Here is a 12,890-nt window from a genome sequence, read left to right on the forward strand (position 1 = left end):
CTCATAGCCCCGGGAGTTTTTCCATGTTGATCAAGCGTCGCTCTTCCCATCATCCCACCGAGCAGGATGTCACCCCGGAAGCCGTCTATCAGGATCGCCGCCTCATCCTGAAAGGACTCGGGCTGGGGGCCGCAACCCTGGCGTTTCCCACTCAGGCGGGCGTGCTCGATCTCTTCTCCGCCGACAAACCGACCCTTGGCGCCACGACCAGGCCACTCAACATCCATGCTGCCACCCGGCCCGAGGGCGTGATCATCACCCCGGAGGAGAAGGCCACCACCCACAACAACTTCTATGAGCTGGGCACCGACAAGGGGGATCCGGCCCGTAATGCCCATTACCTCAAACCCGAACCCTGGCAGTTGCGGGTGGAGGGGGAGGTGGCCAAGCCGTTTACTCTGGACGTGTGGGATCTCATCAACAAGAGCACCCTCGAGGAGCGCATCTACCGGCTGCGCTGCGTGGAGGCTTGGTCCATGGTGCTGCCCTGGAGCGGCATCTCGCTGGCGGGGCTCATTCGCCGTGCCGAGCCCAACAGTCGCGCCAAGTTCGTGGCCTTCGAGACCCTCTATGACCCTGAGCAGCTGCCGGGACAGGCGTCCCGTTCTCTCGGTGGCGGCATCGATTATCCCTACGTGGAGGGGCTGCGCATCGACGAGGCGATGAACCCGCTCTCCTTCCTGGCGATGGGGCTCTACGGCAAGACATTACCCGCCCAGAACGGCGCACCCATCCGGCTGGTGGTGCCCTGGAAGTACGGCTTCAAGAGCATCAAGAGCATAGTTTCCATCCGGTTGGTGGAAGAGAGACCACCGACCACCTGGAATCTGCTGGCATCGAACGAATATGGCTTCTACGCCAACGTCAATCCACAAGTGGATCACCCGCGCTGGAGCCAGGCCAGTGAACGCTTCATCGGCGAGGGCGGCATCTTCGGCGCCAAGCGTCAGCCGACCCTGATGTTCAACGGCTATGCCGACGAGGTGGCCTCGCTCTATCAGGGGATGGATCTGAGAAAATGGTACTGAGATTGACGTCGATGCACATCAAGAGCCTGCGTGCCCTGGTACATCTGGGCTGCCTCGGCTTTCTGCTCTGGCTGGGATACGCCCTGCCAGCCGGATTACTGGGGGGAGACCCGGTGCAGGGGCTGACCCACTATCTCGGCAAGGGGGCGCTGAATCTGCTGCTGCTCACCCTGCTGGTGTCGCCGCTGGCCAAACGCTGGCGGCAGGGGCAGTTCATCAAGCTGCGCCGCCCCCTCGGACTCTGGTGTGCGGCTTGGGCCGTGTTGCACTTTATGGTCTGGCTGGGGCTGGATCTGCAGTTCGACTGGGGCTTGATGGGTGGTGAGCTGGTGAAGCGCAGCTACATACTGGTGGGGGCGCTGACGCTCTTGCTGCTGGTGGCCTTGAGCATCACTTCGATCCCGGCCCTGCTGCGGGCCATGGGGCCGGCCTGGCAGAAGCTGCACAACTGGATCTATGCCGTGGCCCTGCTGGTGCCTGTGCACTACTGGTGGTCGGTGAAGAGTGGCTGGCAGGAGCCGCTCATCTATTTGCTGCTGGCCTGTGTCCTGCTGTGGCCACGGCGGGACAAGTTGCTGCGCTCCTGGCGTCAGCGGCAGAAACTGAAAGAGGCGTGACTCGTTGCGCGCTCATCCAACGCGCAGCGCACATAGCAAAAGAGGCCTAGTCGGCCTCTTTTTTGGTGATGTCGCCCGTGTAGACATCGACCAGCAGCTGCACTCGCCGCTCTTGGGCATCCAGGGTTTCTACCTCGAATTTATCCCCTTCCAGCTCAACTTCCCGAATGTCGTGGTACCCTTGGGCCAACAGCAACTTGACCAGCGCCGGTATGTCTATACGCGCTTGGGCCGCCCAGCCAAGGGTGGAAAAGAGGCAAAGGATCAGCAGAACACTGCGTGGGATCATATTCATTCCGGATTCATGGCTGGCAGACTATAAACAGCATTATGTTAGGTTTTTGGAGATGAATCATCCATGAATAGAGCCCTGTCTCTGCTTGGGTTGCTGCTACCTGTGATGGCGCAGGCGACCACGCCGAACGAGGCCTTGCTGCAACAAGCGGTCAGCGAGGGTCGGATCAGGCCTTTTCATGAGGTGATGGACGTGGCCTCTCGCCTGCCGGTGCGCGTGCTGCGCGTCGACTTGGGGGAAGAGGATGGCATCTGGTTGTATGAGCTCAAGCTCATCGACAGCGAGAACAGCGTCATCAAGGTGGGCTATCGCGCCGACAACCTGGAGATGGTGTGGCTCAAGGGCCATCATCTTGAGCGGCTGTTCGAGCCCCGCCCTCCACAAGAAAAAGAGTGACCTCTGCTGGGCGCTCGGGCAGACATGGTTGCCCGACCCCTCTCCGCTGACGCAAGTGTAACCCTGCTTTGGATACCCATTTATGCGCATTCTGATAGTTGAAGATGAGAAGACTCTGGCAGGCCAGCTGGCGGAACAGCTGCGTCTGTCCGGTTTCGTGACCGACCTTTGTCATGATGGCAACGAGGCCGGCTTTCTCGGCGAGAGCGAGCCCTATGATGCCATTATTCTGGATCTCGGCCTGCCGGGTCGCGATGGCCTGAGCGTGCTGAAGGAGTGGCGCAGCAAGGGGATCGATACCCCTGTGCTGGTACTGACCGCACGCGGCCAGTTGCACGAGAAGATTGAAGGGCTCAATGCCGGCGCTGACGACTACCTCACCAAGCCGTTCCAGGTGGCCGAGCTGGTCGCCAGGGTGCAGGCGCTGGTCCGGCGGGCGGCGGGTAATGCCAGTTCAATCCTGGAGATAGGCGGAGTGCGGCTCGACATGGCGGCGTCTCAGGTATGGTACGAAGGCACCCCCATCAAGCTCACCGCCCACGAATTTCGGGTGCTGGGCTACCTGATGCAGCACAGGGGCAAGGTGGTGTCGCGTAGCGAGCTGATCGACCACATCTATGCCCAGGATTTTGACCGCGACTCCAATACTGTCGAAGTCTTCATCGGCCGGATTCGCAAGAAGACCCACTCAGATCTTATTGAGACTGTGCGTGGTCTCGGATACCGGATCAACGAATGAGTCAGGCCTTGATGCAGCCACGGCAAGGGCTCGCGCAATGAGGCTGATACGAACCCTGCGTGGGCGGCTGGTGGTCATCGCCCTGGTCTGGTGCGGCCTTCTCCTGTTCGCCACAGGTTTCAGCCTGCAGACCATGATGCGCAACTACTGGCAGGAGGCGGAAGCCGACTTCCTGCGCCTGCAGCTCTATGATCTGCTCTCCCGGCTCGAGATCCAGCCAGACGGCCTGCCCATCGTCACCGAGCCCATGGCGGATCCCCGTTTTCGCCAACCTTACTCCGGCTACTACTGGCAGCTGGAGCTGGGGGGGGAGGTCGTCAACCGTTCTCGCTCGCTGTGGGATGTGCACCTTGACGTGCACGGCCTGAGATCGGCGTTTGGTGATCCCGATCTCTTCGTCGGCAGGGGGCCCAACAAGGAGCCGCTGCTGATCATGACCCGCGCCGTGTTGCTGCCGGGCTCGGATCGGGAGTTTACCCTGGTGATGGCCAAGGACAGCAGTGCCCTGACCCAGACCTTGAAGAAGACCCGGATCAGCCTGTTCTTTGGCCTCGGTTTTGCCGCTACCGGTCTGGTGCTGGGCTTCATATTCCAGATCGTCTATGGTCTGCGCCCGTTGCATCTGCTGCGCCGCGAGCTGGGACGGGTGCATCAGGGTCATCAGGAGGGATTTCGGCTGCGTTATCCACTGGAGATCCAACCGCTGGTGGAGGATATCAACCGCCTGCTGCACCACTACGGTGAACTGCTGCAACGGGCCCGTTTCCACACCGGCAATCTGGCCCACGCCCTCAAGACGCCACTCAGCATAATGCGCAATCAGGTGGCCCAGTTGTCACCCGAGGATCAGGCCGCCATCGGCGAACAGCTCGACCAGATCCAGCGCCACATCGACTACCACCTCGGCAAGGCTCGGGTGACGGGCGCCGCCAAGATCCTCGGGGTCTCGACTCCGGTGCGGGCGCGGGTGGAGTACATCTGCCGCGCCTTCTCCCGTCTCTATCCGGGTAAGGCGGTGGATCTGCAGGTGCCAGCCAATCTGGCGGTCGGGGTGGAGGAGCAGGACTTCGACGAGATGGTGGGCAACTTGCTGGAGAACGCCTTCAAGTGGTCGGCCGGTCAGCTGCGTATCTCCAGCGCCGAGCTGGGGGGCTGGATCACGCTGCGTATTGAGGATGACGGTCCCGGCATGAGCGAGGATCAGATCGCCAAGGCGGTGCTGCGCGGGGTACGGCTCGACGAGAAGGTGCCCGGCTCGGGGCTTGGCCTCAACATAGTCTCCGATCTGGCCGAGGCCTATAGAGGTAATCTCATCATGGGCCGGGCAGAATTGGGTGGCCTGGCGGCGTCTCTGTCACTGCCCAAGGTGGCAAGGGTAGAGAGCTAGGTATCCAGCCTCGTTATGGGGCAGATGGCATTGGGTTAGCCCGCGCCCCGTCACCGCTCAAGGTGGCAAGGGGAGCGAGCCAAGCATAAGATAAGACACTGGTTAAAGCCTGAGGAAGGGTAGCAATGACAGATGATCCATGGGCACTATGTCATCTTGATGACTCGTTCGATTCCTCTGTACTGGGGATCAAGGGGGCTCAGCTCCAGTGGTTCGAAGACAGGGAGAGCCTGATCGCATTCCTGCTGGAAGATTTCATCGATCTGCTGGCCGATGTGGGTGAGCTGGACGAAGACGAAATCGCCAGCGCCCGCGAGCGCTTCACCCTGCTGGTGGAGCAGATCAGCGACGATCGTGCGTTGGTGGATGCGCTCAACGATCTCGCCTCCGGTCTGCGCCGGATCGCCTGGCTGGGGCCCCTCTCCGAGCTGGCCGAAGTCAGCGATGACTTCGCCGCCGGCCTGCGTCGCTATTTCTGGACCCAGTACGACGGCGACGAAGATGACCCGGATGCCTGGGTACCGGAAGAGCTCTGGCCCCAGCTGGTGGAGTGTGCGGAAGAGTACATGCAGGAAGGCGACTTCTGAGTCACTCTGTCCATGCTCTGGCGGCAGAGCGGGTGGAGTGTACGGAAGAGGACATGCAGGAAGGTGACTTCTGAGTCTCCACTGCTACAGCATATTGACAGCAACAAAAACGGCGCCTGATGGCGCCGTTTTTGTTGGTCGAGTGTGGACTCAGCCGTTGGCCGGGACCGCGTGGGCGGTGTTGGCCAGCACGGAGCCTGTGTCCTTCGGAGCGGGAATCAGGGTCAGCTTCATCATCTGGCCCGCATGCGCATCCTGAAGAGTCGTTGCATCCTTGACCCCGAGTCATGGTGCTGAACGATAGCGTGGTCACGATCACCGAACCCGCAGGTAGCCAGGCTTGGGCTTTGCAAAAGGCTCGGTATATACTGTTCACATATACAGTATTCAGGTGTGTTTGCCATGCGACTCTTTATCGCCGAGAAGCCCAGTCTGGGCCGCGCCATTGCCGATGTGTTACCAAAGCCCCACAAGAAGGGTGAGGGCTTCATCGAGACAGCCCAGGGGGATGTGGTGACCTGGTGCATCGGCCACCTGCTGGAGCAGGCCGAACCCGACGCCTACGACGCTGCCTTCAAGCAGTGGCGCATGGAGCAGCTGCCCATCATTCCCACCCAGTGGCAACTGGTCGCCAAGCCCAAGACCAAAACCCAGCTCAGCGTCATCAAGCGGCTGATCAAGCAGGCCGACTGTGTGGTGAATGCCGGCGATCCGGACAGGGAAGGGCAACTGCTGGTGGACGAGGTGATCGACTTTCTCGGCTACCCCAAGACCAGGCCGGTACAGCGTTGCCTCATCAGTGACCTCAATCCGCCAGCGGTGCGCCGCGCCCTCGACAAGCTGCGGGACAACAAGGAGTTCGTGCCGCTGGCGGTGTCGGCGCTGGCCCGCAGCCGTGCCGATTGGCTCTACGGCATCAACATGACCCGTGCCTACACCCTGCTTGGTCGTAAGGGCGGTTGCAGCGAGCTGCTGTCGGTCGGTCGGGTGCAGACCCCGTTGCTGGGGCTGGTGGTACGGCGGGATCTGGAGATAGAGGCCTTCGTGCCCAAACCCTTCTATGAGGTGCTGGCCCATGTGGTGACCGAAGGTAGCGAGCGCTTCAGCGCCAAGTGGCTGCCTTCCGAGGCCTGCCAACCCTGGCAGGATGAGGAGGGGCGGGTGCTCAACCGGGCATTGGCCGAGAAGGTCGTCAGTCGCATCAATGGCCAACCAGCATCGGTGGAAGAGGTCGAGGAGCAGGCTCGCAAGCAGGCGGCGCCGCTGCCCTACAACCTATCCAGCCTGCAGATCGATGCCGCCAAACGCTTTGGCATGGATGCCAAGCGGGTGCTGGATGTGTGTCAGGGACTCTACGAGCGCCACAAGCTCATCACCTACCCGAGATCCGACAGCCGTCATTTGCCGAGCGATCATTTCAACCGGGCGGCCCAGGTGCGGGATGCCATCGCCGCGACCGCGCCAGCGCTCGCCAGGGCGGTGAGCGAGGCGGACGGCAAGATCCGCAGCAAGGCGTGGAACGACAGTAAGGTGGATGCCCATCACGCCATCATCCCCACCGAGAAGCGCGGCAACGAGGCCAGCCTTAGCAGCGATGAGGCCAACATTTACGGTCTGGTGGCGCGCCAATACCTGCTGCAGTTCTATCCGCCGTTCGAGTACAACGACAGCAAGGTGCTGCTTCGTATCGCCGGCGGCCTGTTCCAGGCCAAGGCGCGGCGGATCCTCAAGGCGGGCTGGAAGGCCCTGCTGGGGGTGGAAGAGGATGACGAAGAGGAGGCGGGCACCCTGCCTGCCCTGCAGCGGGGTGACGAGTTGCAGTGCGAGCGCGGCGAGCTGCTGGAGAAGATGACCCAGGCGCCCAAATCGTTCACCGATGCCACCCTGCTGGCCGCTATGACCGGCATAGCCCGCTACGTGCAGGACCCCGAGATCCGCAAGACGTTGCGCGAAACCGACGGGCTCGGCACAGAGGCGACCCGGGCCGGCATCATAGACCTGCTGTTCAAGCGCCGTTTTCTGGTGCGCCAAGGCAAGAGCATCAAGGGCACCCCCACCGGACGGGCGCTGATCCTGGCGTTGCCCGCTACCGCCACCACACCTGACATGACGGCCCTGTGGGAGCAGCGCCTGGGTCAGATTGCCGAGCGGCACGCCAGCTACCAGCAGTTTATGGGGCCGCTTACCGAGCAGCTCAACGGCCTGATCGAGGGGGCGCGGCAGGACTCTGGCGCCAGTTTCAGTGCCCTGCCCAAGGCTGCGCCGGGGGCCAGCAAGCCGCGCTTCGCCCGCCGCAAGAGCGGTGCGGGGGCGGTTGGCACTGCTCGCAAGAGTGCGGGCAAGCGGCCGGCCAAGGCCAAGGTGGCCTGAGCCGTTGAACAGGGTGCCGATACCGAGAAAGAGAAAGGGGCCGTGATGGCCCCTTTCTCTTATGGATGTGGACTCAACCCGTATAGAGCCCCTCTTCCGGGTATTTGATGCGGGTCTCGACCGGGCGGGCCAGCATAAAGGCGAGGGTGAGGGGGCCAAGACGGCCGCAGATCATCACCAGCACCAGAATGAGCTTGCCAGGCTCGCTCAGGGAGGCCGTGATGCCGGTAGAGAGGCCGACAGTGGCAAACGCCGAGATGGTCTCGAACATGATTTTGTCGAACGGCAGATCCTCGGTCACCATCAGCATGAACATCGCCAGCATCAACACCATGGTGCTGACGATGATGATGGCCAGCGAACGGGTGACGATCTGGGGCGACAGGGTACGGCCAAAGGCGGTGACATGGGGCCGCTTGGTCAGAAACGCCTTGGTCGCCAGCAGCACGACCGCGAAGGTGGTGACCTTGATACCACCACCGGTCGAGGTGGTGCCGGCACCGATAAACATCAACATCATCAGAAACAGCAGGGCTGCCGGGGTCATCAAGCCGATATCTATGGTATTGAAACCGGCAGTTCGGGCGCTGGCAGACTGAAAGAAGGCCGCCAGCCACTGGTTGCCGAAGGAGGCTTTGCCGAGGGTGCCCGGGTTGTTGTGCTCCAACAGCCAGAACATCAGGGTACCGACCAGCAGCAGGGCCGGGGTCATGACCAGCATCAGCTTGCTGTGCAGCTTCAGCTTGCGCCAGCGGCGGTTGCGTACCAGATCGACGATAACGGTAAAACCTATGCCCCCCAGAATCAGCAAGAGCGCAATAGCCAGCGAGATCAGGGGATCATCCCGATAATCCATCAGGCCGTTGGAAAATAGCGAGAAGCCGGCGTTGTTGAAGGCCGAAACCGCGTGGAAGAAGCTGACATAGAGGCCGTGCTCCCAGCCCATCTCCGGCACCCAGCGGAACGCCATGAGGCCAGTGCCGATCAGCTGGGCGATGAAGGCGAACAGCACGATGCGCTTCACCAGCTGAATGATATTGACCGAGCCCTCCTGGCCCAGCGCCTCCTTGGCCAAGACCTGCTGGCGCAGACCGACACGCTGGCTGAACATGGCGATCAGCAGCAGGGTCATGGTCATCTGGCCCAGACCGCCAATTTCCATCAGTATCAGCAGGAAGATCTGCCCCTGCAGGGTGAAGGCGGTGCCGGTATCTACCACCCCGAGGCCGGTCACGCTGATGGCCGAGGTGGCGGTGAACAGGGCGTTGACGAAGGTGACCTCGCCTTTGTGGCTGGAAGGTTGCACCAGAAAGATGGCGCCAATCAGCAGGATGATCAGAAAGCTGCCGATGATCAGCCTTGCCTCGTTCCAGCGGGGGTCTCGCTCCCGATGGAGGGCGAAGGCGTAGCTGCTACGCCAACGTGTCATAAGGTTTCCAGCCAGTGGTCGATGGCATGCTTGTTGCCCGCCAGAATGAGGATGTCGCCCAGTTGCAGCTCCATCTTACCGGTCAGTACGTTGTGCAGCACTTCACCGCGTTTGATGGCTAGCAGTTGGAAATCGTTCTGCTGCAGCAGGTGCAGATCGCCCAGCACCTTGCCATTTTGCTGCAGCCCGATGACGAACTCGGTCAGTACCATGTTGTGACCCAGCTCCAGATAGTCGAACAGCCGGTTGTCCAGCATGCTCTGGGCGACCCGGCGGCCCATGTCCCATTCGGGGTTGATCACCTTGTCGGCACCGACTTTCTGCAGGATCTTGGCGTGGAACTTGTCGCGCGCCTTGACCCAGACCTTCTTCACCCCAGCCTCTTTCAATACGAGGGTGGTGAGGATGCTGGTCTCCAGGTTGTCACCGATGGCGACGAAGACGATGTCAAAGTTTGCCAGTCCCAGTTCGGCCACCGTGGCCTCGTCGGTCGCATCGGCGACGACGACATGGCTACACAGGGTGGCGATTTGGCGAGTCTTGTTCTCGTCTATATCAATCGCCAGTACCTCGGCATCCTGCCGTTGTAGTTCTTCGCACAGGGCGCTGCCAAACAGTCCCAGGCCGATGACGGCAAATTGGTTGTTCATGAGTACTTCCTCAAGAGTCGGATCCGCATACTCTACTCCAGCGGACCGAGTCCGAAAAGAGGGCCGGATTTTTCGTCCGGTGGGAATATAAGGTAGACTGCCCGCTTGCCATTGTCGGGACACGCAGATGAAACTCACCCCTCACGCCTCCTTGTTGACGTTCAACACCCTCGCCCTCGATGCCCATTGCCTCTGGCTGGCCGAGGTGGAACAGGTCGATGACCTGCGGCAGCTCGTGGTCAACCCAGAACTGAGCAGCCTGCCCCGCCTGGTGCTGGGTGGCGGCAGCAATGTGCTGTTTTGCAATGATTTTGCCGGTCTGGTGGTGCTTAACCGTTTGAAGGGCATTCAGCTGCAGGATGAGGGCGAGCACTGGCTGCTGCACGTGGCGGCCGGGGAGGGGTGGCATCAGCTGGTGTGCCACGCCTTGCAACAGGGCTGGTACGGCCTGGAGAATCTGGCGCTTATCCCAGGGACGGTCGGCGCCGCGCCTGTGCAGAACATAGGTGCCTACGGAGTCGAGCTGGCCAGCGTCTGTGCCTATGTCGAGGCGTTCAACTGGCAAAGTGGCCAGCTGGAGCGCATCAATGCTGTCGACTGTCACTTTGGCTATCGCGACAGCATCTTCAAGCATGCCTGTCAGCATTCCCATTTCATCACAGCCGTCGGCTTGCGCCTGCCCAAAGCCTGGACGCCAGTGCTGGGTTACGGGCCGCTGGCGGCGCTCGGGGACGCGCCCACCGCGCAGGCCATCTTCGATACCGTCTGCGCTACCCGCAGTGCCAAGCTGCCGGACCCCGCCGTACTTGGCAACGCGGGCAGCTTCTTCAAGAACCCCGTGGTAACGACGGCGCTGGCCGACACGCTCAAGCAGCAATATCCACATATGCCCTGCTACCCGGCCGGGGAAGGGCGGGTCAAGCTGGCCGCGGGCTGGCTGATCGATCAGTGCGGTCTCAAGGGCTTTGCCATCGGCCGCGCCGCCGTCCATCAGGAGCAGGCGCTGGTGTTGGTCAATCTGGGGGGAGCCAGCGCCATGGAGCTCATTGCCCTGGCGGCCCATGTGCGCGACAGCGTGGAGCAGAAATTCGGGGTAGTGCTGGAGCACGAGGTGCGCTTCATGGGCCTGACCGGTGAGACTTGGCTCGATGAGGTGCTGGCATGACACTGACTCCCATCAGACAAACACTGATCACCTTGCTCAGCGATGGCCAGTTTCATTCCGGCGAGCAGCTCGGCGAGCAGCTCGGCATCAGTCGTGCGGCTGTGAGCAAGCACATGGCCGCCCTCAAGGAGCTTGGGCTGGATCTGTTCAGTCTGACTGGCAAGGGCTATCGACTGGCGGTGCCCATGGCGCTGTACGATCAGGTGCAGTTGCAGGCGCTGGCCCCCATGGCGCCGGTGCACTGCTTCCCGGTGATCGACTCTACCAACCAGTACCTGCTGGAGCGGGTCAACCAGCTGCAGTCCGGCGAGAGCTGTCTGGCCGAGTGCCAGACTGCGGGGCGCGGTCGCCGTGGCAAGCCCTGGGTTTCCCCTTTTGGTTGTCAACTGATCCTGAGCATGTACTGGCGGATCGAGCAGGGCATGGCGGCGGCCATGGGCCTGAGTCTGGCGGTCGGGGTGTCTGTGGTGCAGGCGCTGGAGTCTCTGGGGTATCCGGGGGTAGAACTGAAGTGGCCGAACGATCTCTATTATCAGGGGCGCAAGCTGGCAGGCATTTTGGTGGAGATGAGTGGTAGTGCTGGTGCCAGCTGCAACCTGGTGATCGGGGTTGGCCTCAATCTGGCGATGCCGGCCCGGGAGGGCGAACGGATCGATCAGGCCTGGTCCGAGCTGCGCCATATACAGCCGGAACTGGTGGATCGCAATCTGCTGGCTGCCCGCATGCTCGAGCACCTGCAACAGGCCATGCTGACCTTCGAGCAGAGCGGTCTGGCCAGTTTTGTCGACAACTGGAACCGGCTCGATCACTTCGCCGGCCGGCCGGTGCGCCTCCTGATGGGGGAGCAGGAGATCCGCGGGGTAGCTCGCGGTATCGACGATCGCGGTGCCCTGCGACTGGAGACGGGCGAGGGGATAAGATTCTATCTGGGGGGAGAGATATCCCTGCGACGGGGTGACTGATATCTCTGTGTGTCAGAGACACCAATGGAAGAGGGGGCCTGTGGGCCCCCTCTTCGTTTATGTACTGTATGCATCGACCATCACTTGCGCAGCTTGATCTGCTCGATGGCGTGCTCGTGGCCCTTGGTCAGGATCAAGTTGGCCCGTTCCCGTGTCGGCAGGATGTTTTCCTGCAAATTCAGATAGTTGATATCTTGCCAGATGGTGTTGGCAATCTTGCTGGCTTCACTCTCCGCCAGTCTGGCGTAGTGATGGAAGTAGGAGTCCGGATCCGAGAAGGCGCCGCTGCGAAACTTGAGGAAACGCTCGACATACCAGGTGCGCAGCAACTCGGCTTCGGCATCTACATAAATGGAGAAGTCGACAAAATCTGACACGAAGACGCGATGGGGTTCCTGCGGGTAATCCATGCCGCTTTGCAGCACATTGAGCCCTTCCAGGATCAATATGTCAGGTTGCTCCACCACCTTCTTCTCATCGGGAATGATGTCATAGATGAGGTGGGAGTAGACGGGCGCCTCGACCTTCTCGTGGCCGGCCCGGATATTGGCGACAAACTCCACCAGATGGCGGATGTCATAGGATTCCGGAAAGCCTTTGCGACGCATCAGGCCGCGCTCTTCCAGCACCTTGTTGGGATAGAGGAAGCCATCCGTGGTGACCAGCTCCACCCGCGGATGTTCCGGCCAGCGCTCCAGCAGGGCCTGCATGATGCGGGCCGTGGTGCTCTTTCCTCCCGCCACACTGCCAGCGATGCTGATGATGTAGGTGCCCTTGCCGCGGGACTGGCCGAGGAACTGTTCCAGCACCCGACTGCGGCGCTGCTTGGCCTTGACGTAGAGATTGAGCAGACGGGAGAGGGGCAGATAGATCTCTTCGACCTCCTGCAATGACACCTTCTCATTGATCCCGCGCAGGGTCTGCAGATCGTGTTCGGTCAGGGTCAGGGGGACAGCATCGCGCAATAACGCCCATTGTTCGCGGGTGAATTGCAGATAGGGGTTATGCTCGGTCGTCATGGTGTCATCACTGTTTCTTGGGCAGGGCGACCATACACCAAGGGGTGGGGAGCGACAAGAGATGTGGCGGATTCGAGCAGAGAGTGAGTCCTTTTTTGCATGCTTCCCGGCAATAATACACATTTTGCAAGGCGCAATAGTTGCATCCCCAAAATCCTTACAATAAAATGCGCGACGCTTGGATGTCTGTCGCCTATTTGCCCGGCAAAAGCGACAAAACAACGGGTGCAAGCAGAATAACCGTTG

13 protein-coding genes are annotated in these 12,890 nt (G+C 61.2%); 9 read left to right on the forward strand and 4 right to left on the reverse strand.

The features are described 5' to 3' along the window. Positions 1 to 23 precede the first annotated feature (23 nt). Both msrP and msrQ read left to right on the forward strand, forming a co-directional pair. Positions 24 to 1,028 (forward strand): protein-methionine-sulfoxide reductase catalytic subunit MsrP, encoded by a 1,005-nt coding sequence (gene msrP, locus WJM78_RS02125; protein ID WP_339013177.1) that lies wholly within the window; start codon positions 24 to 26, stop codon positions 1,026 to 1,028. Further along, complete coding sequence (gene msrQ / locus WJM78_RS02130) at positions 1,019 to 1,645, forward strand: protein-methionine-sulfoxide reductase heme-binding subunit MsrQ (RefSeq protein WP_339013179.1); 627 nt, start codon at positions 1,019 to 1,021, stop codon at positions 1,643 to 1,645. The genes msrP and msrQ overlap by 10 nt, the downstream gene beginning before the upstream one ends. A gap of 46 nt (positions 1,646 to 1,691) precedes the next feature. On the opposite strand, the gene WJM78_RS02135 is transcribed toward msrQ, so the two are convergent. Continuing rightward, positions 1,692 to 1,940 (reverse strand): PepSY domain-containing protein, encoded by a 249-nt coding sequence (locus WJM78_RS02135; RefSeq protein WP_042035998.1) that lies wholly within the window; start codon positions 1,938 to 1,940, stop codon positions 1,692 to 1,694. A 63-nt stretch (positions 1,941 to 2,003) separates the two neighbouring features. On the opposite strand from WJM78_RS02135, the gene WJM78_RS02140 reads away from it, so the two are divergent. The 5 genes from WJM78_RS02140 to WJM78_RS02160 all read left to right on the forward strand — a co-directional run bounded on the left by WJM78_RS02140 (position 2,004) and on the right by WJM78_RS02160 (position 7,419). After that, entirely contained in the window at positions 2,004 to 2,336 is a 333-nt protein-coding gene (locus WJM78_RS02140; protein WP_042035999.1) for a PepSY domain-containing protein, read from the forward strand. 82 nt (positions 2,337 to 2,418) lie between these two features. Continuing rightward, positions 2,419 to 3,075 (forward strand): response regulator transcription factor, encoded by a 657-nt coding sequence (locus tag WJM78_RS02145; protein WP_042036000.1) that lies wholly within the window; start codon positions 2,419 to 2,421, stop codon positions 3,073 to 3,075. A gap of 37 nt (positions 3,076 to 3,112) precedes the next feature. Then, entirely contained in the window at positions 3,113 to 4,462 is a 1,350-nt protein-coding gene (locus tag WJM78_RS02150) for a sensor histidine kinase (protein ID WP_042036001.1), read from the forward strand. A gap of 125 nt (positions 4,463 to 4,587) precedes the next feature. After that, the gene (locus WJM78_RS02155; RefSeq protein WP_042036002.1) at positions 4,588 to 5,049 is read left to right on the forward strand and encodes a hypothetical protein; all 462 of its coding nucleotides are present in this window, start codon (positions 4,588 to 4,590) and stop codon (positions 5,047 to 5,049) included. A 402-nt stretch (positions 5,050 to 5,451) separates the two neighbouring features. After that, positions 5,452 to 7,419, forward strand: a complete 1,968-nt coding sequence (locus WJM78_RS02160; RefSeq protein WP_339013185.1) for a DNA topoisomerase III — start codon at positions 5,452 to 5,454, stop codon at positions 7,417 to 7,419. Between the two features lie 73 nt (positions 7,420 to 7,492). Here WJM78_RS02160 and WJM78_RS02165 read toward each other — a convergent pair whose 3' ends face one another. Beyond that, positions 7,493 to 8,848: a TrkH family potassium uptake protein gene (locus tag WJM78_RS02165; RefSeq protein WP_108536530.1), complete on the reverse strand. Its 1,356-nt coding sequence runs from the start codon at positions 8,846 to 8,848 to the stop codon at positions 7,493 to 7,495. Further along, positions 8,845 to 9,498 (reverse strand): potassium channel family protein, encoded by a 654-nt coding sequence (locus WJM78_RS02170; RefSeq protein WP_108536529.1) that lies wholly within the window; start codon positions 9,496 to 9,498, stop codon positions 8,845 to 8,847. Before WJM78_RS02170 ends, WJM78_RS02165 begins: the two co-directional genes overlap by 4 nt. Before the next feature lie 127 nt (positions 9,499 to 9,625). Between WJM78_RS02170 and murB the strand changes: the two genes are divergently transcribed. Both murB and birA read left to right on the forward strand, forming a co-directional pair. Next, positions 9,626 to 10,663 (forward strand): UDP-N-acetylmuramate dehydrogenase, encoded by a 1,038-nt coding sequence (gene murB, locus WJM78_RS02175; RefSeq protein WP_339013190.1) that lies wholly within the window; start codon positions 9,626 to 9,628, stop codon positions 10,661 to 10,663. Beyond that, on the forward strand, positions 10,660 to 11,625 hold the full coding sequence (birA, locus tag WJM78_RS02180; protein ID WP_339013192.1) for a bifunctional biotin--[acetyl-CoA-carboxylase] ligase/biotin operon repressor BirA: 966 nt from the start codon (positions 10,660 to 10,662) through the stop codon (positions 11,623 to 11,625). The genes murB and birA overlap by 4 nt, the downstream gene beginning before the upstream one ends. 80 nt (positions 11,626 to 11,705) lie before the next feature. Here birA and coaA read toward each other — a convergent pair whose 3' ends face one another. Then, positions 11,706 to 12,644 carry a type I pantothenate kinase gene (gene coaA, locus WJM78_RS02185; protein WP_339013195.1) on the reverse strand — a complete coding sequence of 313 codons (939 nt, stop codon included), beginning with the start codon at positions 12,642 to 12,644 and terminating at the stop codon, positions 11,706 to 11,708. Positions 12,645 to 12,890: the final 246 nt, after the last annotated feature.

It is taken from the genome of Aeromonas popoffii, assembly GCF_037818705.1.
GTDB classification, from domain to species: Bacteria; Pseudomonadota; Gammaproteobacteria; order Enterobacterales; family Aeromonadaceae; genus Aeromonas; species Aeromonas popoffii.